Source organism: Aquabacter spiritensis, from assembly GCF_004346185.1.
Classification (GTDB): domain Bacteria; phylum Pseudomonadota; class Alphaproteobacteria; order Rhizobiales; family Xanthobacteraceae; genus Aquabacter; species Aquabacter spiritensis.
The window spans coordinates 806,709-829,873 of record NZ_SMAI01000001.1 but is presented as its reverse complement, the minus strand read 5'-3'; the positions used below and the strand labels follow the sequence as shown (position 1 = coordinate 829,873).

Below are 23,165 nucleotides of genomic sequence, written 5' to 3'. Positions count from 1 at the left end.
CCATTCATTGCGCCTCGAGCGTGAAGGCGACGCTAAGAATTTTGGATCGCCCCGCGCATATCCCCCTTGTTCGGCCTCTATATCTAACGATATAACGAATGTGAAATATCTTTAGATATATCGAAGGAGATTTCCCATGTTTGGATGCAGGTCGCTGGGTCGGCACGAGCGCTACGAGGCCGGTCGGTACGGAGACGAGGGTGGCGCGGGCGGCTTCGGCCGCGGCGGGTTCGGGCGGGGCGGCCGCGGGGGCGGCGACATGTTCCGGCTCGGCCGCATGCTGGCGCAGGGCGATCTCAAGCTCCTCGCCCTGTCGCTGATCGCCGAGCAGCCGCGCCACGGCTATGAAATCATCAAGGTGATCGAGGAAAAGACCGCCGGCTGGTATTCGCCGAGCCCCGGCGTGGTCTATCCCACGCTCACCTTTCTCGAAGAGGCCGGCTATGTCACGGCCGAACCGGACGGCGCCAAGAAACGCTACGCCATCACGCCCGAAGGCCGGGCGCATCTCGACGCCAACCGCGATCTCGCGGATGCCTTGATCGGGCGGCTGTCGGAGATCGGGCTCAAGATGAGCAAGTTCCGCCGCTGGATGGGCGGTCCGGAAGGCCATACGGCGCCGGCCCCGTCGGATCTGCCCCGCCTCGTCGTCGCGGCGCTGGAAGATCTGAAGGACGCCGCCAAGGCCCGCCTCGAGGCGGACCGCACGTCCGAGCTCCGCATCGTCGAGATCCTGTCCCGCGCGGCGAACGAGGTGCGCGGCCAGTGAAAGTGGCGGTTCAGGCCTGTCAGACGAGGGCGTGTCAGATGAGGGCGGCGAGGATCAGGAAGATCCCCGCCGTCGCGACCATCCAGACCAGCGAGCGGATATAGGGAATGCCGAGCACATAGAGCGGCAGATAGACGAGGCGGCCCCAGAAATAGAGGCTGGCTCCGGCCACGCTGAGCCAGGACTGGGCGTCGGCGGCATGCGCCGTCAGCACGGCCGCCGCGAACAGCGGAAACGTCTCCAACACATTGCGGGCGGCGCGCTCCAGGCGTCCTCCGACGGGGCCGAGCGGGGCGGCGGGCGCGTCGCGCGGCCCGGCATTCCAGTCGCGTCCCCGCACCCGCGTCGCGGCCGCGGCCGCCAGCATCACTTGCACGAACACCAGGACGATGCTGGCGGCGAGATAAGCGAGTTCCACGGTCATGGCGCAGTCTCCGCGGGTCCGGTGAGATAGCCCGCCCGCTTCAGGCGGACGATGGCGAGGTCGAGGGCCGACAGGAAAGCGGAGCGATCCCGCCGTTCGAAGGGACGCGGTCCACTCGTCGTCTCGCCGGCGGAGCGCAGCGCTTCCATCAGGTTGCGGGTGGCGAGCGCGTCGCCGATGGAAGCCGGGGTGAAGGCCCGGCCGGTCGGCGCGATCACGTCCGCCCCCGCTTTGACGCAGCGGCTCGCGAGTGGAATGTCGGCGGTGACCACGATGTCCCCCTTCGACACCCGCTCGGCGATGTAATCATCCGCCACGTCCGGACCATTGGGCACGACGACCCGCTGGATGAAGGCGGCGCGCGGCACGGCGATGGGCGCGTTGGCGACCACGTGCACGCCGATCCGGTGGCGTTCCGCGACCCGATAGACCTCCTCCTTCACGGGGCAGGCATCGGCATCGACGAAGATCGCGATCGGCGCGGCGCGCGCGGGCATTGGAGGCGGCATCCGCCTTCTTCGCAGGCCCGGCGGTGCGGTGCAATGCCGGGGCGGTTGACGCTGTGTCCGTCTCGCGGCACTGGAAGCGGCATGAAGCGGATCCTCTCTCCCCTGCTCGCCGGCCTGAGCCGGATCCCGGTGCTCGGCCCGGTCTTCTCTCGCGTCGGCGAAATGGAGCGGGTGACCCTCGCCATCATCGCCAGCGCGGCGCTCGCCTTCTACGCCTTCCTCGCGATCGCGGACGAGGTGACGGAAAACGAGACCCGGCAGATCGACGAACGCATCCTGCTGGCGCTGCGCGCGCCCGGCGACGCCTCCGATCCGATCGGCCCGCGCTGGATGGAGGAAGCGGTCAGGGATATTACCGCGCTCGGCGGCACGACGATCCTCACCCTCGTCACCCTCGCCGTCCTGATCTATCTCCTCCTGATCCACAAGCGGCTCACCGCCTTGATGGTGTTCGTCTCGGTGGCGGGCGGGACGGTTCTCTCCAGCGCCCTGAAATGGGGGTTCGCCCGTCCCCGGCCGGATCTCGTGCCGCACGGCATGGAAGTCTATACGTCGAGCTTTCCGAGCGGCCATTCCACCATGTCGGCGGTGGTCTATCTGACGCTCGGCGCGCTGCTCGCCCGCTCCCAGCCCCGCCAGAGGGTCAAGGTCTTCCTGCTGGTGCTCGCCGCGTGCGTCACCGTGATCGTCGGGGTGAGCCGGGTCTATCTCGGCGTGCATTGGCCGACCGACGTGCTGGGCGGCTGGGCGCTCGGCGCCGGCTGGGCGTGCTTGTGCTGGCTCATCCTGCTTTGGCTGCAGATGCACGGCGATGTCGAGCCGGAGGGTCGCGTCGGCCCGGACACGTAATCCGGACACGGAGCCTTGGGGTCGATCCCAGGACGGCTTTCTCAGTCGAACAGAGAGGAGACCGATTCCTCGTGCGCGGTGCGGGCGATCGCCTCGCCGATCAGCGTGCCGATCGACAGAACCCGGATATTGCGCGCGACGCGGACCGCTTCGGTCGGCTGGATGGAATCGGTGATCACCAATTCCTTCAGCTTGGACGCCGTGATGCGCGCCACCGCGCCGCCGGAGAGGACGCCATGGGTGATATAGGCATGGACTTCCTTGGCGCCGCGCTCCAGCAGCGCCTCGGCGGCGTTCACCAGGGTGCCGCCGGAATCGACGATATCGTCCACCAAGATGCAGGACCGACCCTCGACGGTGCCGATGACGTTCATCACCTCGCTCTCGCCCGGGCGCTCGCGGCGCTTGTCGACGATGGCGAGCTGGGCGTCGATGCGCTTCGCCAGTGCCCGCGCGCGCACCACGCCGCCGACGTCGGGCGAGACCACCACCAGATTGCTGAGGTCGAACCGGTCCTTGATGTCGCGCACCATGACCGGCGCGGCATAGAGATTGTCGGTGGGGATGTCGAAGAAGCCCTGGATCTGGCCGGCATGGAGATCGAGGGTCATCACCCGGTCGGCGCCGGCATGGGTGATGAGATTGGCCACCAGCTTGGCGGAAATCGGTGTCCGGGGGCCGGGCTTGCGGTCCTGTCGGGCATAGCCGAAATAAGGCAGCACCGCCGTGATCCGCCGGCAGGACGCCCGGCGGAGCGCGTCGGTGATGATCAGCAGTTCCATCAGGTGGTCGTTCGTCGGGAACGAGGTGGACTGGATGACGAAGACATCCTGCCCGCGCACGTTCTCCTGGATCTCGACGAAGATCTCCATATCGGCGAAGCGGCGAACCACCGCCTTTGTCAGAGCGGTCGAGAGATACGCGGCGATCGCTTCCGAAAGCGCCCGGTTGGAGTTTCCGGCGACAAGCTTCATAGGTCCGTTCTCTCGCTCGACATTCCGCTTGCCCCGAGACTCAAGGGGCCGACCCTTCGTCGCACTGATTGACGGGCGGGAGGTGTTTTGTAAAGCCGATCACTGCTGGGCGTAAGCGAGGGGGGAGGCGGCGGTCTGTGCGACCGGCACTTCATCGGCCGAGAGGGCCGGTGCGCGCGGCGCGGGCTCCTGCGGCGCAGGCGCTTCGGCTGGGGCCGCTGCCGTTTCCGCGGGCTTGGCAGTCTGCGGCGTCGCGCCAGCGACCGGAACCCCGATCGTTTCAGCGAGCGAAGCCATGGAGATGCCGGCAATCTTGGTCAGGACGGCCTCGTCGCACGCCGCCCAGGCGTCGCCCTTCGCGCGCTTGACGACTTCCTCGCCGGAGACCCGCGCGACGCGCTGTTTGCTGGCGTCGAAGACGTCCCAGACATAGGCCACGGCGGTCTTGTCGCGCGAGGAATTGACGGCGAGATAGCCGCGCACGCGGTAGCTGGCCGGCTCGCTGCGGGAGACCACTGCCACTTTCTGCGCCTCGGCCTCGGTGGTGAGATGGCCGACGAGTTTTTCGAATGTGGGGCGCGGCGGTCCGTCGATGGATTCGAATGCGAGTGTCCGCGATCCGGAACTCGCAAATCCGGTCCCGTCGGTCTGGCATCCGCCGAGCGCGAGGCCGAGCCCGAGCGCGGCCATGACGAGGAATGGGCGTGTGCCGTGACGGTTCACCGGTCCATCGGTCATCCGGCTGCCCTCCTTCTTGCGTCTGAAGGAGGGTTAGCGGCATTTCGCGGGCAGGTCCAGAGGAACGGTTAAGGTGGCGTTAAGGCGACCACATATTTTTGCATGAAGCCGGATCCGAACAGCCTCCGCCTACTCTAGGCGAGCGTGATCGCCGCCACCAGCCGCCCGTAATCCGGCTCGCGCCGGTGGGTTGCGCGTCGATAGCTGAAAAAGCGGGCCTCGTCCTGGTAGGTGTCGAGGCGCAGATCCTCGACATGGACGATCCCGGCCTGCGCGAGGCGGTGGGCGATGAAGCCGGGCAGGTCGAACAGAGCATGGCCCGGCCGTTCGGCGGCGCGGAAGAAGCGCGCGAAGCTGCGGTCGGCATCGAGGAAGCGGGCGAGAAAATCCTCGCCGACCTCATAGCTCTCCTGCCGGATCAGCGGGCCGATGGCGGCGCGGATGTGCGCGCGCCGGGCGCCGAGCGCCTCCATCTTCGCGATCGTGGCTTCGAGGATGCCGCCGAAGGCGCCCTTCCAGCCGGCATGGGCCGCTCCGACCACCCGTGCCTCAGGATCGGCGAACAGGACCGGGCCGCAATCGGCGACCGTGACCGCCGCGCCGAGCCCCGGGCTTGCCGTCACGATGGCGTCGGCCTGCGGGGCGTCGTCGCGGGTCCAGGGTTCCGTCAGCGTCACCGCGGTCGCGGAATGGACCTGCCAGCACGCCACCAGCCGGTCGGGTGCGAGACCGAGCGCATGCGCCATCCGCGCCCGGTTCTCGGCGACATCCTCCAGCCGGTCGTTCGATCCCATGCCGCCGTTCAGGCTCGCATAGAGTCCCGAGGACACGCCGCCCGCGCGGGTGAAGAAAGCGTGGCGGATCCCCGGCAAGGCGGCGAGGGAGGCGGCTTCGATCTTCATGCGTCCGGCTCCGCGAAGGCTTCCTCCGGCGCGAATCCCGGCGGGGCGCCGAGCCCTGGATCGCACAGGCAGACGACCTTGAACAGCACGCCCATTTCGTCCTTGCCCGTTCCGGCGAGGCGGGCGAGGGCGGAAAGGATCGCCTTGCGCTGCGAGGCATTGGTGCCCTGCTGCAGCCGCTCGGCGCGCTGGACGATGCCGAGCCGCATCAGGAATTCCCCCTGGGGGAGGGGGCCGAAGGCGCGCGCCCCGGCCCCGGTCGCGGCCCGGGCGAGGGCGGCGAAATCGACATGCGCGGTCAGGTCCGCTTCGCCCGGCGCCTCCAGGGGGTCGACGAAGCGGTGGCCGCGCAGCGCCTGGAACGTGTCGCCGAGCAGCGGCCCGCGATAGCCGTAATCGATCACCAGCGCCGCGCCGCCTTCCCTGGCCAACCGGGCTGCGACAGCGGCGGCCGCGCCGCTCTCGGGCGCCTCCAGGACGGCCCCGGGCGGATGCGGCGGCGGCACGCGCCGCGCCAGAGCGGCGGCCATCGGCGAGGGCCGCGGATCGGCCCCGAACACGAGCCGCCCGGCGCCGTCGAGCCCGACCCGCCGCTCGTGCCAGCCGTCCGGGCCGCGGACGAATTGGGACACCGGAAGCGCATCGAAGAATTCGTTGGCCAGCAGCACCATCGGGCCGGGCGGCACGTCCTCCAGCCGGTCGTGCCAGTCCGGCGCGATCGGGGCGAGGGCGGTCTTCTGCCGCGCCCGCAGCACCGGGCTCGTCTCGACGAGATGGATGCGGGCGGCGGCGCCGAACTGTGGCACGAGACGTGCGGCGCGCAGCGCGTCCGCCATCAGCGTGCCGCGGCCGGGGCCGAGTTCCACCAGGCGGAACGCCGACGGCATGCCCATCTGCTGCCACGTCGCCACCGCCCACAGGCCGAGAAGTTCGCCGAACATCTGGCTGACTTCGGGCGCCGTGACGAAATCGCCCGCGGCGCCCAAAGGGTCGCGGGTGAGATAATAGCCGTGGCGCGGATGGCCGAGGCAGAGCGCCATATAGCGGGCGAGGGGCATCGGCCCCTCGGCGGCGATCAGCGCGCGGATCTCCGCCTCGAGCGGCGTCACGACGCGGCGCCGGTCCGCGGCCGCAGGCTGAGGACCACCAGCAGCACCCCGCCCAGCACCACCGGCAGGGACAGGAGCATGCCCATTGTGGTGCCGAAGGCGAGATAGCCGACCTGCGGATCCGGCTCGCGGAAGAACTCTCCCGTGATGCGCCCGAGCCCGTAGCCGATGCCGAAGATGCCGGCCGCGCGCCCCGGCCGCTCCAGCGCGCCGAGCCGGACGCAGACCAGCATCACGGCGAACAGCAGCAGCCCTTCGAGGGCCGCCTCGTAGAGCTGGCTCGGATGGCGCGGCACATTGCCGCCGGAGGGGAAGATGACGGCCCAGGGCGCGTCCGAAGGCCGCCCCCAAAGCTCGCCATTGATGAAATTGGCGATCCGGCCGAACAGCAGTCCGATCGGCGCGACCACGCCGGCGACGTCGAGCAGCGAGAGCACGGCGATGCCGCGCGAGCGCGCGAACAAAACGAGTGCGAGAAGCGTGCCCGCAAGCCCGCCATGGAACGACATGCCGCCCTTCCACACCATCAGCATTTCCGCCGGATGCTGGAGGAAATAGCCGAAATTGTAGAACAGGACATAGCCGAGGCGCCCGCCCAGGATGACGCCGAACGTGGCCCAGAACAGCGCGTCGTCGAGATCGGCGGGCCGCATCGGACTGGTGCCGCCCCACAGAGCGGGCCGCGACACCAGATGGCGGGCGAGCTGCCAGCCCAGCAGGAGGCCGAAAATATAAGCGAGGGCATACCAGCGGATCGCGAGCGGGCCGATGGAAATGAGAACCGGATCGAGCGCCGGAAAGGGCAGCGCGAAGGTGATCATGAAGACCCCTCGACAGGCGGCCCGGAGCGGCGGCCGCCGGGGCATGTGCCCGCCTGGCGCCCCGTCCGTCAAGCCGAAGGGATGCGCCACCTTGCGCCCCTTGCGATCGCCCGCGCCCGCCCCCATTCTCATCGCAAGGCCGAACGCGCCGCAGCGGAGACACCGATGACCCAGACCACAGGCCGGCTTTTCGACGAGATGGCGCGCCTCGTGAACGACGCGGCCGGCGTGGCGCAGGGCGTGCGCCGCGAGGCGGAAACCGCGATGCGGGCGCAGATGGAGCGCTTCATGCGCGACATGGACGTCGTCAAGCGCGAGGAATTCGAGGTGGTCAAGGACATGGCCGCCGCCGCGCGCCTGGAGAACGAGCGGCTCGCCGCGCGCCTCGCCGAACTGGAGGCTCGCCTTGCCCCCGCGCCATCGCCGTCCGTGTCCGACGAGCCCGCGCCCGGCCCGCTCTGATCGGAGGGCGGGCGCAGGGCGCCTGCCTCAATATGTCGTAGCGGTGTTAGGTTGCGCCGCGATATAGTGATTTCAGTGGCGATTCGGAGCCGGATCGTCGCGCTAGGCGCGACGGGGCGCAGCTCGCCACGGCACACCGGCCCTTTGGAGGCGGTGGAGCCGCCGGTACGCTGCGTCGCGCAAATCCTGGCTGGCTTTTGGGTGCCCTGGTTTGAGTGCCGTAGAGTGCCGCGTTCGACCGTCTCCGCGTCCCTCAAACCGCGAGGTCGAGGCATGTCTCTCATTGACATCGAAGCAGAAGCTCCGGCCAACCCCGTGGACCTCGTGGAGCGGCTCGCCGCCGTCCGCGATTGGTCCTTCGAGCGCTCCGACGAGGACGAGATCACCCTTTCTCTCACCAGCCGCTGGACCGACTGTCATGTCTCGTTCCAGTGGATGGACGAGATCGAGGCGTTGCATCTCGCCTGTGCCTTCGACTTCAAGGTGCCGGACGCGCGCCGGACCGAAGTGCTCAAGCTCCTCTCGCTCGTCAACGAGCAGATGTGGCTCGGCCATTTCGATCTGTGGGCGCAGGAGGGCGTGATCATGTTCCGCCACGCTCTGGTGCTCGCGGGGGGCGCCACGGCGTCGGACCGCCAGTGCGAGGCGATCCTCGACGCCGCGATCGACGCGGTGGAGCGGTACTATCCCGCCTTCCAGTTTGTCGTCTGGGCGGGCAAGAGCGCGCGCGAGGCGATGGATACAGCGCTTTTCGATACCGTCGGAGAAGCTTAAGACTAGGGCATCCTCGTCCTGCGTGGGCACGGCAGGCCTGCCGCGCCCACCTTACTCAGGCTGTCTCATGTCCGCTGATATTTTGAAGACCTTGACCGGCCCCGTCGTGCTCGTTGGGGCCGGCAAAATGGGCGGCGCGATGCTCGAAGGCTGGCTCGGGCTCGGCCTTCCCGCGGAGCGGCTCGTGGTGCTGGAGCCGAACCTCGCCGAAAACCTCGCGGCGCGGCTCGGCGCGGCGGGCGCGCGGGCAAATCCCGATTTTGCCGACATTCCCGCCCCGGCGGTGATCGTCCTCGCGGTGAAGCCGCAGGTCGCGCCGGTCGTGCTCGCCACGATTCGCAGCCTCGTCGCACCGGGCACATTGGTCGTGTCGATCATGGCGGGGCGCACGATCGACTTCATTCAAGAGGCGCTGCCGAACGGCGCCGCGGTGGTCCGGACCATTCCCAACACCCCGGCCGCCATCGGCCAGGGGATCACGGTGGCGGTCCCGAACCGGCATGTCGAGGCGGCGGGGCGCGATCTCGCCCATGCGCTCCTCTCGGCCCTCGGATCGGTCGAATGGATCGCGGACGAGGCGCTGATGGACGCCGCGACTGCGGTCTCGGGGTCCGGACCGGCCTATGTCTTCCTGCTCGCCGAAGCTTTGGCCGCCGCCGGGGCGGCGGTCGGGCTGCCGGCCGATCTGGCGGGCCGGCTCGCGCGCGCCACGGTGGCGGGCTCCGGGGCCTTGATGATCCAGTCCGGGACCGACGCCGCGACCCTGCGCGAGAACGTCACCTCGCCCGGCGGCACCACGGCCGCGGCACTCGCCGTCCTGATGGATCCGGCGCGCGGCTTCGGACCTCTCCTCGGCGAAGCGGTGGCCGCGGCGACCCAGCGCGGCCGCGAACTCGGCCATTGACCGGGACGGGCGGGCGCGGCCGGGCCTTGCGCGCCGGCCGCGACGCGCCCACCTGAAGCGGAGGCGAAGGGAGAGACACGCAGAGGAGAGACACATGGCCTCCGAGATGTTGCGCGATGCATGCCTGCGGGCCTTTCTCGACCTTGTGGCAACGCGCGGCTTCGAGCGGGTCTCGCTCGACGCGGTGGCGGCGCAGGCCGGTGTCGCGCTTTCCGAACTGCGCGCCGCCTACGGCACGCCCCTCGATCTCGTCGCGGCCTTCCTGCGCGCCACCGACCGCCAGGTTCTCGCCGAGGGCGGACCGGACGGTGTCGATCTCGCCGAACCCGCGCAGGAGCGCCTGTTCGAGGTGTTGATGCGGCGTCTCGACGCTCTGGAGCCGCACAAGGCCGCCGTCGCGTCGCTGATGCGCTCGGCGCGCCGCAATCCGCTTCTCGCCCTCGCTTTGCTGCGTCTGTCTGTGCGCTCGCAGCGCTGGATGCTGGCCGCCGCCGGAATCGACGCGACCGGCCTTTCGGGCGACGCGCGTGCCCACGGCCTCGCCCTCTTGTTCGGGCGGCTGGTCGACGTCTGGCTGGAGGACGACGATCCCGGCCTCGCCCGCACCATGGCGCAGCTCGACCGCGAATTGCAGACCGGCGCAAAGCTGCTCGGGATGCTCGACGATCTCGCGACCATCGCCACGCTCGGCAAGCCGCGCCGCGGACGGGCGAAAGTGGAGGAGACGGCGCCGACGAGCTGAGAGACCGCGGCATTTACCCGGCCGTATTGCCTGCGGCGGGAATGTGGTGGACGCATGCGGTTTCTGCCGGGCTCGCGACGCCGCCCGGCCAAATCCGCGCATCTGCGGGGCGGGCGGATCGGCTAGAACTCCCCCCATCCGCAGCCTCCGGCCCCCGCTCCGTCTCCTCTCGCGTTTGACCGATGCCCTCCTCTGCCCCTTTTTCCGGACCCTCGACATGACACCGGTCGGATCCCTGCGCGGCATCGCCGCCATGATCGGCGCAATGGTCATGTTCATCACCAATGACATGCTGATCAAGCTGTCGCTGGCGAGCCTGCCGATGGGCGAGGTGCTGACGCTGCGCTCGGGCTTCGCGATCCTGGTCCTGGTCGGCGTGATCTTCGCGACGGGCGAGGCGCGTGCCTTGCCGCTCGTGGTGCGACCGCGCGTGATGCTGCGGTCCGGCCTCGACGGTGCGACCACCTTCGCTTACGTGCTCGCCCTCGGCTTCCTGCCGATCGCCACGGCGACGACGATCTATATGGCGGCGCCGCTGATGACGACCGCGCTCGCGGTGCCATTGCTCGGCGAGGCGGTCAGCCTGCGTCGCTGGGGTGCCATTCTGGTCGGTTTTTCCGGCGCGGTGGTCGTGATGCGTCCGGATCCCGAGACGTTCGACATCATCGCTCTTCTGCCATTGCTCGCCGCTTTGTTCGGCTCGCTGCGCGATATCTCGACGCGCGGCATCCCCCAGATCGTGCCCGGCTCCGTCGTGGCGCTGTCCACCGCGATCTGTCTGTGCCTCGCGAGCGCGGCCTTCTCGCTGTGGGAGACCTGGCGCCTGCCCGGCCTCGTCCCGGCGCTCTATATTTTCGGCTCGGGCGCCGCCTTTGCGATCGGCAACGTGCTGATGGTCTACGCCTTCCGCAACACGCCGGTCGCGGTGCTCTCGCCGTTCCGCTACGTGCTCGTGCCGTGTGCGCTGTTCTATTCCTACGTCATCTTCGCCCATGTTCCCGACATGTGGGGCGTGGTGGGGACGACCCTGGTGGTCGGCGCCGGCCTCTATGCGATCCATGCGGAGGCCCAGCGGGGGCGGCGGGACGCGCGCGCGCGGACCCTCGCCGGAGCCAGTGCCGCATCGGGCGCGGCCGGCGGCCCGCTTCCGGCCGCCGTCCCCTGTCCATCGCCGCGGGTCTGACGCGGCATCCCGTCAGGCCGGAGCGGACGCTTCCGCAGAGGTGCCTCGGCCTTGCGCGGTCCCGGACCGGACCGCGCCTTCGCCCGCATCACTCATAAGCGAGCGCGGCGACCGGATCGAGGCCGGCGGCCTTGCGGGCGGGCAGATAGCCGAACACGATCCCCGTCAGGAAGGCGCAGCCGAAGGCGAGGAGCGGGGGACCGGGGGTCAGGATGACGAGGCTTCCGAAGCTCTTCAGCAACAGGGCCGTGCCGAGGCCGAACCCGACGCCGACGAGCCCGCCCGCGCCGCAGATCACCAAGGCCTCGGTGTTGAACTGGAGCATGATGTTGGCGCGCCGCGCGCCGGTCGCCATCCGGATCCCGATCTCGCGCGTCCGCTCGGTGACGCTCACCAGCATGATGTTCATCACGCCGATGCCGCCGACGACCAGCGAGATGGCGGCGACGAAGCCGAGCAGGCGGGTCAGCGTATCGGCCGTGGCGGTGGCCATTTCCAGGATCGAGGAGGTGTTGCGGATCTGGAAGTCCTCGGCCCGGTGCCGCTGGCGCAGCAGGACGGCGATCGCCTCCTGGGTTTCGTCGATGCGGTCGGGATCCTCCACGGCGACCGTCGCCGCGGACAGGAAGCGCCGGCCGAACACCCGCATGAAACCGGTGGTGATCGGCATCAGGACGATGTCGTCCTGGTCCATGCCGAAGGCATTGGCGCCGCGCGGCGCCAGAACCCCGGCGACCTCATAGGGCACGTTCTTGATCAGCACGTAGCGCCCGACCGGGCTGCGGCCGTCCGGAAACATGACGCGGGCGACGGTGCGCCCGAGCACCACCACCGGCGCATAGCCCTCGACGTCCCGCTCGGTGAACATCGTGCCGTCCGCCATCGCCAGGTCGCGGGCGGCGGTATAGCCGGGGCTGGCGCCCTGGATGGTCGTGGCATAGTCGATATTGCCCACCCGGACCGTCGCGCCGGTCGAGCGCTCCGGCGAGACCGCGAGCACGTTCGGGACCTCGTCGGCGATCGCCTGCGCATCTTCGAGGGAGAGCGAGGCGTTCGAGCCGGTGGAGCGGATTCCGGGGGCGCCGGGGCGCACGACCAGAAGATTGGTGCCCATCGAGGCGATGCGGTCGAGCACGGATTGCTTGCTGCCCTGGCCGATCCCCAGCATGGCGATCACCGCCGCGACGCCGATGATCACGCCGAGCAGCGTGAGGACCGTGCGGAACAGGTTGGCGCGCATCGAGCGGAACGCCATCTTCACCGCTTCGCCCAGATCGGAGAGGAAATTGTTGCGCACCTTCAGCGTCGAGGCGACGGGCGGGGCAGGCGGTGTCTCTGCCGGGTCGCCGTTCACCTGGTCCGACACCACCCGCCCGTCCTGCAGCCGAACGATCCGCCGGGCATGGGCCGCGACCTCCGGATCGTGGGTGATCAGCAGGATGGTGCGTCCCTCGCGGTTGAGTTCCGCGAGCAGCGCCAGAACCTCGGCGCCCGAATGGCTGTCGAGCGCGCCGGTCGGCTCGTCGGCGAGGATCACCGGCGCCTCGTTCATCAGCGCGCGGGCGATCGAGACGCGCTGTTGCTGACCGCCCGAGAGCTGGGACGGGCGGTGCCCCGCGCGGTCGGCGAGCCCGAGCCGGCCGAGCAGAGCGCGGGCGCGCGACACCCGCTCGGCCTTCGGCCGCCCGGCATAGATCGCGGGGATCTCGACATTCTCCTCCGCCGTGATGGCGGGCAGGAGATTGTAGCGCTGGAACACGAAGCCGAAGGTGCGGCAGCGCAGGCTCGCAAGGTCGTCGGCATCGAGCGTGGCGATGTCGCGGCCGAGCACGCGATAGGTGCCGAGGCTCGGCCGATCGAGGCAGCCCATGATGTTCATGAGCGTCGACTTGCCGGACCCCGACTGGCCCATGATGGCCACATATTCGCCCGGCATGATGCGGATCGACACGTCGTCGAGCGCCCGCACCACGCTGTCGCCGGACGGGTAGATCTTGCTGACATGGGCGATGTCGAGCAGCGGCTGCCGCGTGTCCTGCGCCACGCGCTCGGGGGCGCCGCGGGCTTCCGCGAGGCTCAAAACAGCCTCGGCGGCATCGGCGGCCGGTTCGCCTGCTGAGCCGCGGGATCGGGCGAGGTGATGACGCGCTCGCCCTCCTTCAATCCCTCGACGATCTGGATCTGGCTGCGGCTGGACAGGCCGGTCTTGACCGGGCGCACCTGCGGCTTGCCGTCGACGAGCACGCGCACCGTCGCCTCGTTGCGCGCCTCGCGCCGTCCGCCGCGCGCCACCGGCCGCACCGCCGCCGCCGGCACCAGAAGCGCGTCCTTGGCCTGGCCGAGCAGGAAGAAGACCTGCGCGCTCATCGAGGTCATCAGCAGCCGCTCGGTGTTCGGCACGTCGATCAGGACATTGTAGAGGACCACGTCATTGACGGTGTCCGGCGTCGGCAGAACCTGCACCACATTGGCTTGGAAGCGCCGGTCGGGCATGCCGAGCGTGGTGAAATAGACCAGCATGCCGACCTTCACCTTGGGGATGTCGGCTTCCGCCACCTGCGCCCAGACCTGCATCGTGTCGAGATCGGCGATGCGCAGCACGATCGGCGCCGTCTGGTTGGCGTTGAGCGTCTGGCCCTCGGTGGCCGAGGTCGACACCACCACGCCGTCTATGGGCGCGAAGATCTTGGTGTAGCCGAGATTGGCGAGGTCGCCGTCGAGGGTCGCCTGGGTCTGCTTGATCTGGGCTTCGAGGGCGGCGATCTTCGCCTCGCCGATCTTGACCGTCGCGGCGGCGGCGTCGGCGGCGTCCTGGCTGCCGGCCTGGGTGGAGAGAAGACGGCTGGCGCGCGTGTTGCGGAGATGGTCGAGGTCGAGCTGGGCGCGCTGCTGGGCGAGCTGGGCCTTCAGATTGTCGAGCTGAGCCTGATCGCCGATCACCCGGGTCTGGTAGACGGTGGGATCGATCTGGGCGAGCAAATCGCCCTTCTTCACCGTGTCGCCGATCTCCACCATCACCTTGCGGAGCTGGCCGGAGACCTGGGTGCCGACATCGACATAGGTTTTCGGCTTGATCGTGCCGAGCGCCGTGACGCTCTGCTCCAGGTCGCCGCGCACCGCGGGGGCGGTGGCGTATTGGGCGGCCGCGCCGCCCTGCGGGCCGGACAGATAATAATAGGTGCCGCCGCCAGCCCCGGCGAGCAGAACAAATGCCGCGAGCCACCAAAAGCGGCGCGGTCGGCGCGCCTTGGGCGGCGCGAGGGCTGAGCCAGTATCCAGCTTCTGCAACATCATCGTCCATCCGGGGGCCGAACGGCCACCTGGAAACGATAATAGGGGGTCGGCCGAAGACTTAGTGAATTCGTTGTAACCTTAGGGGGACGCGGGTTTCAGGCGCGGCGGCGCGGGCGATAGGCGCCGGTCTCGGGGTCGCGTTCGAGTGTCTCTCCGGGCGGCTCGCCGTCCGGATTGGGGCGGTGCGGGTCGAGGCTGCGATTGACCCGGCGGGTTTCGCGGACCAGCAGCCGGGCGAGCGCCGTCGCACCGAGCGCGCCGAGGGCGGCAAGAACGAGAGGCGGCATCGCGCGCTCCTAAAGTCCGTAGCGGGCCCACATGGCGCGCTCCTCGAAACTGCCGGCAAAGCCCTCGGCGAGGCCGAGGCCGGGAAGCGCGGCGGACATCCCGGTCTGGCGCCGCGACCAAAAGCCGCCGGTCGGAATCGCCCGCAGGCGGACGTCGGTTCCGTAGCGGGCGCGCAGCACGCTGCGCAGATCCCCGAGATCGTCGACCAAACCGAGGCCGAGCGCCTGGGTCCCGACCCAGAACTCGCCCGAAAACACGTCCTCCTCGGTGTGGGCCAGCGTGTCGCCGCGCCGCGCCTTCACGAGCGCGATGAAGGTCTGGTGGACCTCCCTTTGGATCGTCTTCAGCCGCTCGACATCCTCCGGCCGCTCCGGCTCGAACGGGTCGAGCATGGTCTTGCGCGCACCCGCGGTATAGACGCGCCGCTCGATGCCGATCCGATCGATCAGCTTCTCGAACCCGAAGCCGGCGGACACGACGCCGATCGAGCCGACGATCGAGGACGGATCGCAGACGATTTCGTCGGCGGCGCACGCCACCATGTAGCCGCCGGAGGCCGCCACATCCTCGACGAAGGCGAAGACATGCTTGTCGGTCTCGGCCGCGAGCGCCCGGATGCGCTTGTAGATCAGGTGCGACTGGACCGGCGAGCCACCCGGCGAATTGACGATCAGCGCCACCGCGGGCGCCGATTTGAGCGCGAAGGCCTTTTCCAGCGGCTTGGCGATGCTGGCGAGGGTCAGGCTGGGACGCACCAGCCCGGGCATGCCGATGGCGCCGGACAGGCGCACCACCGGGATGACGGGGCCGCCGCCGCGCCAGGCGGTCGGCAGGAGACGGTCGAGGCCACGCTTCAGGGTCGGCAGGATATCGTTGGGCATGTCCGCCAGATGCGGCGCGATTGGGGAGAATTCAAGGTCGCGCTGCCCCAGCGGCATCAGGAAACGGCAAAGGTGCCCGGCCGCGCAGCACCGCGTCCGCCGCGGCGCCGGGCGTCCCGTCGGCATCGGCGAGGAGGAAAGAGGGCGCGATGGCCGGCGCGGTGCGTCGTCCCTTTCGCGCGCGCACCACCAGCCGGACCGCCGGGGCGCCGGGGCGCGCATGGATCGGCAGCAGCACCGCCGCGCCATAGCGCCCCTCGAGCGCGGCGAGCAGCGGGGCGAGTTCGGTCGGCCGCAGGATCATCGCCAGCATCCCGCCGGGCGCGAGGCAGCGATACGCGGCGGTCGCCCAGTCCGCGAGCGTCCCGCTTTGCGCCATATGGGCGCGCGCCCGGTCGGGATCGGGCGAGGCGCGGTGGGCGCCGGGCGCATTGAAGGGCGGGTTGGCGAGGACGAGATCGAGCGAGGCGGGCGCGAGCCCCTCCGGTCCGCCGGGCCGCCCGAGCCTGGCGACGTCGCCGCAGACGACGGCGCAGCGATCCGCCATCGCATTGTCGGCGGCATTGCGGCCGGCGAGATCGGCGAGGCCGGGATCGATCTCGACCAGCACGCCGCGGGCGGCCGGCAGGCGCATCAGGGCGGCGAGCCCCGCGGCGCCCACGCCGGCGCCGAAATCGGCCAGCGCCCGGGTGTCGTCGGGCGCGGCGGCGGCGAGAAGGAGGGCGTCGTGGCCGAATCTGTGGCCGCGCGCCGGCTGGACGAGGTGCAGACGGCCGCCGAGCGCCGCATCGCGGGTGAAGGCCTCAGGGGCCGTCATAGAGGACCTCGCCGAGCCCCGCCTCGGTCAGCAGACGCCGGGCGCGGGCGAGATCCTCGTCGATCACGAGGATGCGGCGCGGCAGGATGCCGATCGAGCCCTCCAGCGCGCTGACATGGGCATCGGCCAGCAGATGGCCGATCTCCGCGCCGGTGAAAAGCGCCTCCACCGCCGAGATCAGGACCATGTCGTTGGTCCGCACCACTTCACGCATGCCGGCCCCCGCGAGGTCTATTGCCACGCCCCGATTTCCGCCACGCGGCTTGCACGGGACCCTTCGGCATCCCTATGGTGCCACCGCGTGATTGACAAGCGGGAGCCTTCCTTGGCCGTCGTCCTTCCGTTCGAGACCAATGAACCCTCGCTGGATGCCTTGCTGCGCCTGGTGAAGCCGGACATGGACCGGGTGAACGCGACCATCCTCGCGCGCACCGGTTCGGACGTCGCCATGATTCCGGAGGTAGCGAATCACCTCATTTCGGGGGGCGGCAAACGGCTGCGGCCGATGCTGACGCTGGCCTGCGCCGCGCTGAGCGACTATCGCGGCGAGGGCCATGTGAAGCTGGCCGCCGCGGTCGAGTTCATGCACACCGCGACCTTGCTGCACGACGACGTGGTCGACGAGAGCGACATGCGGCGCGGCAAGCTCGCCGCGCGCAAGCTCTGGGGCAACGAGGCGAGCGTCCTGGTGGGCGATTTCCTGCTCGGCCAGGCCTTCAAGATGATGGTCGAGGTCGGCTCGCTGACCTGCCTCGACATTCTGTCCACCGCCGCCTGCGTCATCGCCGAGGGCGAGGTGATGCAGCTCTCCGCGGCCAAGAATACCGAGACGTCGGAAGACGATTATCTCGCCGTGATCCGCGGCAAGACGGCGGAGCTGTTCGCCGCCGCCTGCGAGGTCGGCGCGGTTCTCGGCCAGCGGCCCAAGGTCGAGCAGGGCGCGTGCCGCAGCTACGGCATGAATCTCGGCATCGCTTTTCAACTGGTCGACGACGCGCTCGATTATGGCGGCAGCCAGGCCAAGCTCGGCAAGAATGTCGGCGACGATTTCCGCGAGGGCAAGATCACGCTTCCCGTGGTGCTCGCCTTCCGCCGCGGCGATGCCGAAGAGCGCGCCTTCTGGAAGCGCTGCCTCGAAGGCGGCGCGTCGGACGATGCCGCGCTGTCGCATGCCGTCGGGCTGCTCACCAAGCATCGCGCGCTGAGCGACACGATCGAGCGGGCGCGCCATTACGGCGCCATCGCCAAGGATGCGCTGGCTTTGTTCCCGGCGGGCGGCGCCAAGGACGCCTTGAGCGAGGCGGTGGATTTCTGCATTTCCCGCGCCCATTGAGGGCGCGCGTCAGCCGCGCGGCGCGAAGACGATGAGGGCGGCGCCCGCCAGGCAGAGCGCCGCGCCCCCGGCATCCCAGCCGTCCGGCCGCACGCCTTCCATCGCCCACATCCAGGCCAGCGACGCGGCGATGTAGACGCCGCCATAGGCCGCGAAGGCACGCCCCGCCGCATCCGATTCGACAAACGTGAGCGCGCCCGCGAACACCGCGAGGCTGGCCAGGCCCGGGACCAGCCACAGCACGGCGCCGCCGCCGCGCACGACGTGCCAGACCGCGAAGCAGCCGGCGATCTCCGCGAGGGCCGCGACCAGATATGCGGCGAGGGTCACGGCGCCGCCTCCTGCCCGCGCGGGCGGCGCGTCATCCCAGCACCGTGGGGCGGACCCACCAATCCGGCCTTTCCGCCGCGATGCGGCGGGCGAGCCGCGCCGCCGCGCGGCAATCGGCGGTCAGCGCGAACACGGTCGCCCCCGAGCCCGACATCCGCACCAAAAGGGCCTCCGGCGCCGCGGCGAGCCGCGCCTTGGCCTCGGTGATGCCCGGCGCGAGCGCTTCGGCCGGCGGCTCGAGATCATTGCCGGCTTCGGCGAGGCGGCGCAGCAGCGCCGCGGGCTCCGCGGGGACGCTGTCCAGCGGGGGCGGGCCGGCGAGGTCCGCGCCGGGGGCGAGCCCGAGGCCCTGGAAGACCGGCCCGGTCGGCACCGCCGCGCGGCAATTGACCAAGACGGCGAACAGCGGCGGCAAAGCGAGCGGGGCGGACAGGCGCTCGCCCGTCCCCGCCATGAAGCGCGCGCGCGGATCGAGGCAGACCGGGACGTCGGCGCCGGTCGCGCGGGCCGCCGCCATCACGGCCGGATGGGCCGCGGGCAACCCGTTCAGCCGGGCGAGGAGGCGCAGCGCCGCGGCCGCATCGGCGGACCCGCCGCCGAGGCCCGCCGCGACCGGCAGGCGCTTCACCAGATGGAACGCCCCCGTCCGCAGCCCTGGCAGAGCGGCGGCGAGCCGGTCCACGGCCTTGAGCACGAGATTGTCGGCGGTCGCCCCGGCGGCTTCGGCGCCGGGGCCCGACACCGTGAGACCCGAGACGTCCGCCGGCCGCAGGCTCAGAAGATCGGCGGTGCCCGCGAACACGACCAGACTCGCGAGATCGTGAAGCCCGTCGGTGCGGCGGCGCAGCACGCGCAGCGTGAGATTGACCTTGGCCGGGGCGCGCGTCAAAAGCTGCTGCATGGCTTCGGTTTATTGCGCGCCCGTGCGGCCGCCGCAAGCATCGCGAAGAGCTGCGTCACGCGGCAAACTTGCGATGCGGTGGGAAAGCGGCCATCCTCGCGCCACGTGCCGCGTATCTGCTGCCGCGAGTGCTGGCTCGACCGGATGGGACAGGTTTGCACCTGATGCCGGTCGCGACGGTGTCTCTTACGTCCAAGGCTAGGGGCGATTTGCATCGCCGGCGGGAGCAGGGGCGCTGCCGCCGGACAGACCGCGCCCTAGCACCGCCCGTCAGGATTTCCGCAAGGTGAAGATCTTCCTTTCCCGCTCGCCATTGGCCCTCGTGGCGGTGTTCTGCGCGTTCTTCGCCGTGGCGGCGCCCCCGACCGCCCGCGCGGACTATCCGCCGATCACGGATCCCACCATTTCCGGCAGCTATCTCGCGGCGCGCCTCGCCGGCGCGGAACGCGATTCCGACGCCGCCGTCGCCTATCTGCGCGCGCTGCTGAAGATGGATCCGCGCAACGAGGAGGTGATGGAGCGCACCTTCCTCGCCATGCTGGTGGACGGCGAGGTGGAAGACGCCATTCCGCTGGCCGAGCGCCTGGTCAAGATGGACCGCTCGAACCGCATCGCCCGGCTCGCGCTCGCGGTGCGCTCGATCAAGAAGGGCGACTATCAGCGCGCCCGCACCAATCTGTCCCTGTCGGTACGCGGGCCGATCGGCGACCTGACCGCCACGCTTCTCGCCGCCTGGACCATGTATGGCTCCGGCAACCCCAAAGCGGGCGTCGAGATGATCGACCGCCTCCAGGGGCCGGACTGGTATTCCGCCTTCAAGGATATCAATGCCGGCCTGATTTTCGACGCCGCGGGCCTCAAGAAGGAGGCCGGCCGCCGGCTCGAAACGGCGATGAAGTTCGATCCCTCCTCGGTGCGGGCGGTGGATGCCTATGCCCGCTGGGCGTCGCGCAATGCCAGTGCCGCCACCGCGACCCAGGCCTATCAGGCGTTCGAGAAGCTGCTGCCGCGCCATCCCCTCATCGGCGCGGCGATGGCCGAGCTGAGCGAGGGCAAGCCGCTGCCGCCGCTCGTGAAGACCCCGCAGGAGGGAGCCGCGGAGGTGCTCTACGGGCTCGGCGCCGCACTCGCCCGCCAGGGCGGCGAGGATCTGGCGCTGGTCTATCTCCAGCTCGCGCTCTGGCTCGCCCCCGCCCATCCCTTGACCAGCCTGACGCTCGCCGATCTCTACGAGCAGCTCAAGCAGCCGGACATGGCGATCGAGGTCTACGAGAAGGTGCCGGCCGGCTCGCCGCTGAAGCGCAATGCCGAGGTGCAGCTCGCCATCAATCTCGATGCCACCGACCGCTTCGAGGACGCCCGCAAGCATCTCGAAGCGCTGATCGCGGCCGATCCGAAGGATCTCGACGCGCTGGTCGCGCTCGGCGGGATCGAGCGGGGCCGCAAGATGTTCGCCGAATGCGTGGGCACCTACGACAAGGCGATCGCCCTGGTGCCCAACCCGGCGCGCAACGCCTGGACGCTGTTCTATTTCCGCGGCATCTGCAACGAGCGCAGCAAGAAGTGGGCGGCCGCCGAGGCCGATCTGAAGAAGGCGCTGGAGCTCTATCCCGACCAGCCGCACGTCCTGAACTATCTCGGCTATAGTTGGGTGGATCAGGGCCTCCATCTCGATCAGGGCCTCGACATGATCCGCAAGGCGGTCGCCCTGCGGCCGGACGACGGCTATATCGTCGACAGTCTCGGCTGGGCCTATTACCGGCTCGGCCGCTACGAGGATGCGGTCAACGAGCTGGAGCGCGCGGTCGAGCTGAAGCCGCAGGATCCGGTCATCAACGACCATCTCGGCGATGCCTATTGGAAGGCGGGGCGCCGGCTCGAGGCGACGTTCCAGTGGAGCCATGCGCGCGATCTGAAGCCCGAGCCGGACGACATGGTGAAGATCGTCAAGAAGCTCCAGGGCGGGCTCGACGCGGTCGAAGCCGAGCCGAGCGTGACCCAGGCCGAGCAGAAGGGCGGCTGATCCCGCCGGGAGCCTCCTGGAATGTCCTGAAGAGCCCTTGCCCGCGGCGCCGCCGCGGGCGGGACGCCCCGGCCCGGCGCGACAGGATCGTGGCGCCATCTTTCCTCGCGGCGCCGCCGGGGATAGACCGGATCGGTCTGGTCCCCGCCGAGGTTTTCCCGTGCCTGTCCTGAGCTTTTCCGGCGAACGCTTCCGCGTCGCCCTCGACGGTCCTGCGGGCGCGCCCGCTTTGGTCCTCGCCCATTCGCTGGGCACACGCCTCGAAATGTGGGACGCCGTCGTCCCGGCGCTCGCCCGCCGCTTTCGCGTAGTGCGCTACGATGCGCGCGGCCATGGCGAGAGCGTTGCGCCGGACGCGGTCTATGCGATGGGCGATCTCGGCCGCGATCTGCTCAACATTCTCGACGCGCTGTCCCTCGACCTTGTGCATCTGTGCGGCCTGTCGCTGGGCGGCATGGTCGGGCAATGGATGGCGCTCAACGCGCCCCAGCGCCTCGGCCGCCTCGTCCTCGCCAACACCACGGCCCATGCCGGCCCGCCGCGCCTGTGGGAGGCGCGCATCAAGCACATCCGCCGCGCCGGCACCGCGGCGGTGGCGGATGCCGTGATCGAAAGCTGGTTCACGCCGGAATTCCGCGCCGCCCGGCCGGAGGCGGTGGCGCCGATCCGCCGGATGGTCGTACAGACCCCGGCCGCCGGCTATATGGGCACGAGCTGCGCGATGCGGGACATGGATTTCCGCGCCGATCTTCCGCACATCCGCGTGCCCGCTCTGGTGATCGTCGGCGCGCGCGACCGGGCGACGCCGCCCGCCTGGGGCGACCTCATCGCCGGCCATATCCCCGGCGCCCGGCGCGCCGTGCTGGACTGCGCGCACATGTCGGCCATCGAGATGCCGGAGGCGTTCGCCGGCCTGATCGAAGACTTTCTAATCTCGCCCGCCTGAAGCTGAAACCGACACCGCGCCGACACCGAATGGTGTTTACTGGCGCACGCGATGCGACGGGGACGAACATGGCGGGAAAGTCGGAGCACGAGAGCAAAGCGGGCGCCAAAGCTGCGGGCGTCGACCATGCGCGCCATAAGCACGAGGGCCATGCGCATGGCCCCCACGACCACGCCGCGCCGGCCGCCAGCGGCCACGGCCCGGCGGCCCACGCCGATCATCCGCATGACGATCATTCCCACGCCGGCCATTCCCACGCCGGCCATTCCCATGGCGGACATTCCCATGCCGGGCACGATCATGCCCATGCGATGCCGCGCTCGCTGCGCGCCTTCGCCATCGGCGCCTCGGTCAATTTCGCCTTCGTGGTGATCGAGGCGATCTTCGGCTTCCTCTCCGGATCGCTCGCGCTGCTCGCCGATGCCGGCCACAATCTGTCCGACGTGCTCGGCCTGCTGCTCGCCTGGGCGGCCGCCTGGCTGTCGACCCGCCCACCCACCGCACGGCGCACTTTCGGCCTCGGCCGCTCCTCGATCCTCGCCGCGCTCGCCAACGCCGTCATCCTGCTGCTCGGCACCGGCGGCATCATCGTCGAGGCGCTCTCGCGCTTCTCCGATCCGCAGCCGATCGAGACCGGCATCGTCATGGCGGTGGCGCTGGTCGGGATCGGCGTGAATTTCGGCACGGCGCTGCTGTTCATGGCCGACCGCAAATCCGACCTCAATGTCCGCGGCGCCTTCGTGCATCTCATCGCCGATGCGGCGGTGTCGCTCGGCGTGGTGGTCGCCGCGGGAGTGATCGCGGTCACCGGGGCGCTGTGGCTCGATCCGGTGGTCAGCCTCGGCATCGCCGCCGCCATCATTCTCGGCACCTGGGGCCTGTTCCGCGACAGTGTCGACATGGCGATGGACGCCGTGCCGGCTGGCATCGAGCGGCCGAAGGTGGAAGCCTATCTCGCGGCCCGGCCCGGCGTCGCGGAGGTGCACGACCTCCATATCTGGGCGCTCTCCACCACCGAGACGGCCTTGACCGCCCATCTGGTGCGCCCGGGCGCGGCGCTCGACGATGCGTTCCTCACCGAGACCTGTGCGGGCCTGAAGACCGAGTTCGGCATCGGCCATGCCGCGCTTCAGGTGGAGGCGGGCGATCTGCCCTGTCCGCTCGCCCCGTCGCACGTGGTGTGACGGGAGCG

26 protein-coding genes are annotated in these 23,165 nt (G+C 69.9%); 11 read left to right on the top strand and 15 right to left on the bottom strand.

What is annotated here, in order from left to right; genetic code table 11:
- Positions 1-136: 136 nt before the first annotated feature.
- Positions 137-769: a PadR family transcriptional regulator gene (locus EDC64_RS03780; protein ID WP_132029866.1), complete on the top strand. Its 633-nt coding sequence runs from the start codon at positions 137-139 to the stop codon at positions 767-769.
- Between the two features lie 34 nt (positions 770-803).
- Here the strand turns inward: EDC64_RS03780 and EDC64_RS03775 are convergent, their stop codons facing one another.
- Both EDC64_RS03775 and EDC64_RS03770 read right to left on the bottom strand, forming a co-directional pair.
- The gene (locus EDC64_RS03775) at positions 804-1,193 is read right to left on the bottom strand and encodes an MAPEG family protein (RefSeq protein ID WP_132029865.1); all 390 of its coding nucleotides are present in this window, start codon (positions 1,191-1,193) and stop codon (positions 804-806) included.
- Positions 1,190-1,690: a YaiI/YqxD family protein gene (locus tag EDC64_RS03770; RefSeq protein WP_132029864.1), complete on the bottom strand. Its 501-nt coding sequence runs from the start codon at positions 1,688-1,690 to the stop codon at positions 1,190-1,192. Before EDC64_RS03770 ends, EDC64_RS03775 begins: the two co-directional genes overlap by 4 nt.
- A 93-nt stretch (positions 1,691-1,783) precedes the next feature.
- Here EDC64_RS03770 and EDC64_RS03765 point away from each other — a divergent pair, with 93 nt between their 5' ends.
- Positions 1,784-2,551 carry a phosphatase PAP2 family protein gene (locus EDC64_RS03765; protein WP_207915872.1) on the top strand — a complete coding sequence of 256 codons (768 nt, stop codon included), beginning with the start codon at positions 1,784-1,786 and terminating at the stop codon, positions 2,549-2,551.
- Positions 2,552-2,592: 41 nt separating this feature from the next.
- Here EDC64_RS03765 and EDC64_RS03760 read toward each other — a convergent pair whose 3' ends face one another.
- From EDC64_RS03760 to lgt, 5 genes are all read right to left on the bottom strand, one after another.
- On the bottom strand, positions 2,593-3,525 hold the full coding sequence (locus EDC64_RS03760) for a ribose-phosphate pyrophosphokinase (RefSeq protein WP_132029863.1): 933 nt from the start codon (positions 3,523-3,525) through the stop codon (positions 2,593-2,595).
- Positions 3,526-3,624: 99 nt separating this feature from the next.
- The gene (locus EDC64_RS03755; RefSeq protein WP_132029862.1) at positions 3,625-4,263 is read right to left on the bottom strand and encodes a hypothetical protein; all 639 of its coding nucleotides are present in this window, start codon (positions 4,261-4,263) and stop codon (positions 3,625-3,627) included.
- Positions 4,264-4,397: 134 nt separating this feature from the next.
- Positions 4,398-5,165, bottom strand: a complete 768-nt coding sequence (pgeF, locus tag EDC64_RS03750) for a peptidoglycan editing factor PgeF (protein ID WP_132029861.1) — start codon at positions 5,163-5,165, stop codon at positions 4,398-4,400.
- Positions 5,162-6,274 carry a class I SAM-dependent methyltransferase gene (locus EDC64_RS03745; RefSeq protein WP_245504512.1) on the bottom strand — a complete coding sequence of 371 codons (1,113 nt, stop codon included), beginning with the start codon at positions 6,272-6,274 and terminating at the stop codon, positions 5,162-5,164. The genes pgeF and EDC64_RS03745 overlap by 4 nt, the downstream gene beginning before the upstream one ends.
- The gene (gene lgt / locus EDC64_RS03740; RefSeq protein ID WP_132029860.1) at positions 6,271-7,095 is read right to left on the bottom strand and encodes a prolipoprotein diacylglyceryl transferase; all 825 of its coding nucleotides are present in this window, start codon (positions 7,093-7,095) and stop codon (positions 6,271-6,273) included. Before lgt ends, EDC64_RS03745 begins: the two co-directional genes overlap by 4 nt.
- 165 nt (positions 7,096-7,260) lie before the next feature.
- Here lgt and EDC64_RS03735 point away from each other — a divergent pair, with 165 nt between their 5' ends.
- The 5 genes from EDC64_RS03735 to EDC64_RS03715 all read left to right on the top strand — a co-directional run bounded on the left by EDC64_RS03735 (position 7,261) and on the right by EDC64_RS03715 (position 11,160).
- Positions 7,261-7,557, top strand: a complete 297-nt coding sequence (locus tag EDC64_RS03735) for an accessory factor UbiK family protein (protein WP_132029859.1) — start codon at positions 7,261-7,263, stop codon at positions 7,555-7,557.
- Positions 7,558-7,830: 273 nt separating this feature from the next.
- Positions 7,831-8,331 (top strand): type III secretion system chaperone family protein, encoded by a 501-nt coding sequence (locus EDC64_RS03730; protein ID WP_132029858.1) that lies wholly within the window; start codon positions 7,831-7,833, stop codon positions 8,329-8,331.
- Positions 8,332-8,398: 67 nt separating this feature from the next.
- Entirely contained in the window at positions 8,399-9,235 is an 837-nt protein-coding gene (gene proC, locus EDC64_RS03725; RefSeq protein ID WP_132029857.1) for a pyrroline-5-carboxylate reductase, read from the top strand.
- Positions 9,236-9,329: 94 nt separating this feature from the next.
- Positions 9,330-9,977 carry a TetR/AcrR family transcriptional regulator gene (locus EDC64_RS03720; protein WP_245504511.1) on the top strand — a complete coding sequence of 216 codons (648 nt, stop codon included), beginning with the start codon at positions 9,330-9,332 and terminating at the stop codon, positions 9,975-9,977.
- Between the two features lie 217 nt (positions 9,978-10,194).
- Entirely contained in the window at positions 10,195-11,160 is a 966-nt protein-coding gene (locus EDC64_RS03715) for a DMT family transporter (protein ID WP_132029855.1), read from the top strand.
- 88 nt (positions 11,161-11,248) lie between these two features.
- On the opposite strand, the gene EDC64_RS03710 is transcribed toward EDC64_RS03715, so the two are convergent.
- The 6 genes from EDC64_RS03710 to EDC64_RS03685 form a co-directional block, all read right to left on the bottom strand.
- The gene (locus EDC64_RS03710; RefSeq protein WP_245504510.1) at positions 11,249-13,240 is read right to left on the bottom strand and encodes a MacB family efflux pump subunit; all 1,992 of its coding nucleotides are present in this window, start codon (positions 13,238-13,240) and stop codon (positions 11,249-11,251) included.
- Positions 13,237-14,454, bottom strand: coding sequence for an efflux RND transporter periplasmic adaptor subunit (locus EDC64_RS03705; RefSeq protein ID WP_245504509.1), 1,218 nt, complete (start codon positions 14,452-14,454; stop codon positions 13,237-13,239). The genes EDC64_RS03710 and EDC64_RS03705 overlap by 4 nt, the downstream gene beginning before the upstream one ends.
- 95 nt (positions 14,455-14,549) lie before the next feature.
- A complete protein-coding gene (locus EDC64_RS03700) occupies positions 14,550-14,741 on the bottom strand; it encodes a hypothetical protein (RefSeq protein ID WP_132029854.1) in 192 nt (63 codons plus the stop codon).
- Positions 14,742-14,750: 9 nt separating this feature from the next.
- Positions 14,751-15,623: a S49 family peptidase gene (locus tag EDC64_RS03695; RefSeq protein ID WP_132029853.1), complete on the bottom strand. Its 873-nt coding sequence runs from the start codon at positions 15,621-15,623 to the stop codon at positions 14,751-14,753.
- A 31-nt stretch (positions 15,624-15,654) separates the two neighbouring features.
- The gene (locus EDC64_RS03690; protein ID WP_132029852.1) at positions 15,655-16,440 is read right to left on the bottom strand and encodes a tRNA1(Val) (adenine(37)-N6)-methyltransferase; all 786 of its coding nucleotides are present in this window, start codon (positions 16,438-16,440) and stop codon (positions 15,655-15,657) included.
- Positions 16,427-16,654 (bottom strand): putative signal transducing protein, encoded by a 228-nt coding sequence (locus EDC64_RS03685; RefSeq protein ID WP_132030009.1) that lies wholly within the window; start codon positions 16,652-16,654, stop codon positions 16,427-16,429. Before EDC64_RS03685 ends, EDC64_RS03690 begins: the two co-directional genes overlap by 14 nt.
- Before the next feature lie 111 nt (positions 16,655-16,765).
- On the opposite strand from EDC64_RS03685, the gene EDC64_RS03680 reads away from it, so the two are divergent.
- Positions 16,766-17,773: a polyprenyl synthetase family protein gene (locus EDC64_RS03680; protein WP_132029851.1), complete on the top strand. Its 1,008-nt coding sequence runs from the start codon at positions 16,766-16,768 to the stop codon at positions 17,771-17,773.
- Positions 17,774-17,782: 9 nt separating this feature from the next.
- Here the strand turns inward: EDC64_RS03680 and EDC64_RS03675 are convergent, their stop codons facing one another.
- Together EDC64_RS03675 and EDC64_RS03670 are read right to left on the bottom strand one after the other, a co-directional pair.
- Positions 17,783-18,103, bottom strand: a complete 321-nt coding sequence (locus EDC64_RS03675; protein WP_132029850.1) for a YnfA family protein — start codon at positions 18,101-18,103, stop codon at positions 17,783-17,785.
- 31 nt (positions 18,104-18,134) lie between these two features.
- A complete protein-coding gene (locus EDC64_RS03670; protein WP_132029849.1) occupies positions 18,135-19,004 on the bottom strand; it encodes a 4-(cytidine 5'-diphospho)-2-C-methyl-D-erythritol kinase in 870 nt (289 codons plus the stop codon).
- Positions 19,005-19,290: 286 nt separating this feature from the next.
- Here EDC64_RS03670 and EDC64_RS03665 point away from each other — a divergent pair, with 286 nt between their 5' ends.
- The 3 genes from EDC64_RS03665 (at position 19,291) to EDC64_RS03655 (ending at position 23,157) form a co-directional block, all read left to right on the top strand.
- The gene (locus EDC64_RS03665) at positions 19,291-21,027 is read left to right on the top strand and encodes a tetratricopeptide repeat protein (protein ID WP_132029848.1); all 1,737 of its coding nucleotides are present in this window, start codon (positions 19,291-19,293) and stop codon (positions 21,025-21,027) included.
- A 160-nt stretch (positions 21,028-21,187) separates the two neighbouring features.
- The gene (pcaD, locus tag EDC64_RS03660; protein ID WP_132029847.1) at positions 21,188-21,973 is read left to right on the top strand and encodes a 3-oxoadipate enol-lactonase; all 786 of its coding nucleotides are present in this window, start codon (positions 21,188-21,190) and stop codon (positions 21,971-21,973) included.
- A gap of 68 nt (positions 21,974-22,041) precedes the next feature.
- A complete protein-coding gene (locus tag EDC64_RS03655; protein WP_132029846.1) occupies positions 22,042-23,157 on the top strand; it encodes a cation diffusion facilitator family transporter in 1,116 nt (371 codons plus the stop codon).
- Positions 23,158-23,165 lie beyond the last annotated feature (8 nt).

Coding starts and splice junctions, on each gene's coding strand:
- EDC64_RS03780 (WP_132029866.1), top strand. CDS start 137: ATGTTTGGATGCAGGTCGCTGGGTCGGCACGAGCGCTACGAGGCCGGT.
- EDC64_RS03775 (WP_132029865.1), bottom strand. CDS start 1,193: ATGACCGTGGAACTCGCTTATCTCGCCGCCAGCATCGTCCTGGTGTTC.
- EDC64_RS03770 (WP_132029864.1), bottom strand. CDS start 1,690: ATGCCCGCGCGCGCCGCGCCGATCGCGATCTTCGTCGATGCCGATGCC.
- EDC64_RS03765 (WP_207915872.1), top strand. CDS start 1,784: ATGAAGCGGATCCTCTCTCCCCTGCTCGCCGGCCTGAGCCGGATCCCG.
- EDC64_RS03760 (WP_132029863.1), bottom strand. CDS start 3,525: ATGAAGCTTGTCGCCGGAAACTCCAACCGGGCGCTTTCGGAAGCGATC.
- EDC64_RS03755 (WP_132029862.1), bottom strand. CDS start 4,263: ATGACCGATGGACCGGTGAACCGTCACGGCACACGCCCATTCCTCGTC.
- pgeF (WP_132029861.1), bottom strand. CDS start 5,165: ATGAAGATCGAAGCCGCCTCCCTCGCCGCCTTGCCGGGGATCCGCCAC.
- lgt (WP_132029860.1), bottom strand. CDS start 7,095: ATGATCACCTTCGCGCTGCCCTTTCCGGCGCTCGATCCGGTTCTCATT.
- EDC64_RS03735 (WP_132029859.1), top strand. CDS start 7,261: ATGACCCAGACCACAGGCCGGCTTTTCGACGAGATGGCGCGCCTCGTG.
- EDC64_RS03730 (WP_132029858.1), top strand. CDS start 7,831: ATGTCTCTCATTGACATCGAAGCAGAAGCTCCGGCCAACCCCGTGGAC.
- proC (WP_132029857.1), top strand. CDS start 8,399: ATGTCCGCTGATATTTTGAAGACCTTGACCGGCCCCGTCGTGCTCGTT.
- EDC64_RS03720 (WP_245504511.1), top strand. CDS start 9,330: ATGGCCTCCGAGATGTTGCGCGATGCATGCCTGCGGGCCTTTCTCGAC.
- EDC64_RS03715 (WP_132029855.1), top strand. CDS start 10,195: ATGACACCGGTCGGATCCCTGCGCGGCATCGCCGCCATGATCGGCGCA.
- EDC64_RS03705 (WP_245504509.1), bottom strand. CDS start 14,454: ATGATGTTGCAGAAGCTGGATACTGGCTCAGCCCTCGCGCCGCCCAAG.
- EDC64_RS03700 (WP_132029854.1), bottom strand. CDS start 14,741: ATGCCGCCTCTCGTTCTTGCCGCCCTCGGCGCGCTCGGTGCGACGGCG.
- EDC64_RS03695 (WP_132029853.1), bottom strand. CDS start 15,623: ATGCCCAACGATATCCTGCCGACCCTGAAGCGTGGCCTCGACCGTCTC.
- EDC64_RS03690 (WP_132029852.1), bottom strand. CDS start 16,440: ATGACGGCCCCTGAGGCCTTCACCCGCGATGCGGCGCTCGGCGGCCGT.
- EDC64_RS03685 (WP_132030009.1), bottom strand. CDS start 16,654: ATGCGTGAAGTGGTGCGGACCAACGACATGGTCCTGATCTCGGCGGTG.
- EDC64_RS03670 (WP_132029849.1), bottom strand. CDS start 19,004: ATGCAGCAGCTTTTGACGCGCGCCCCGGCCAAGGTCAATCTCACGCTG.
- EDC64_RS03655 (WP_132029846.1), top strand. CDS start 22,042: ATGGCGGGAAAGTCGGAGCACGAGAGCAAAGCGGGCGCCAAAGCTGCG.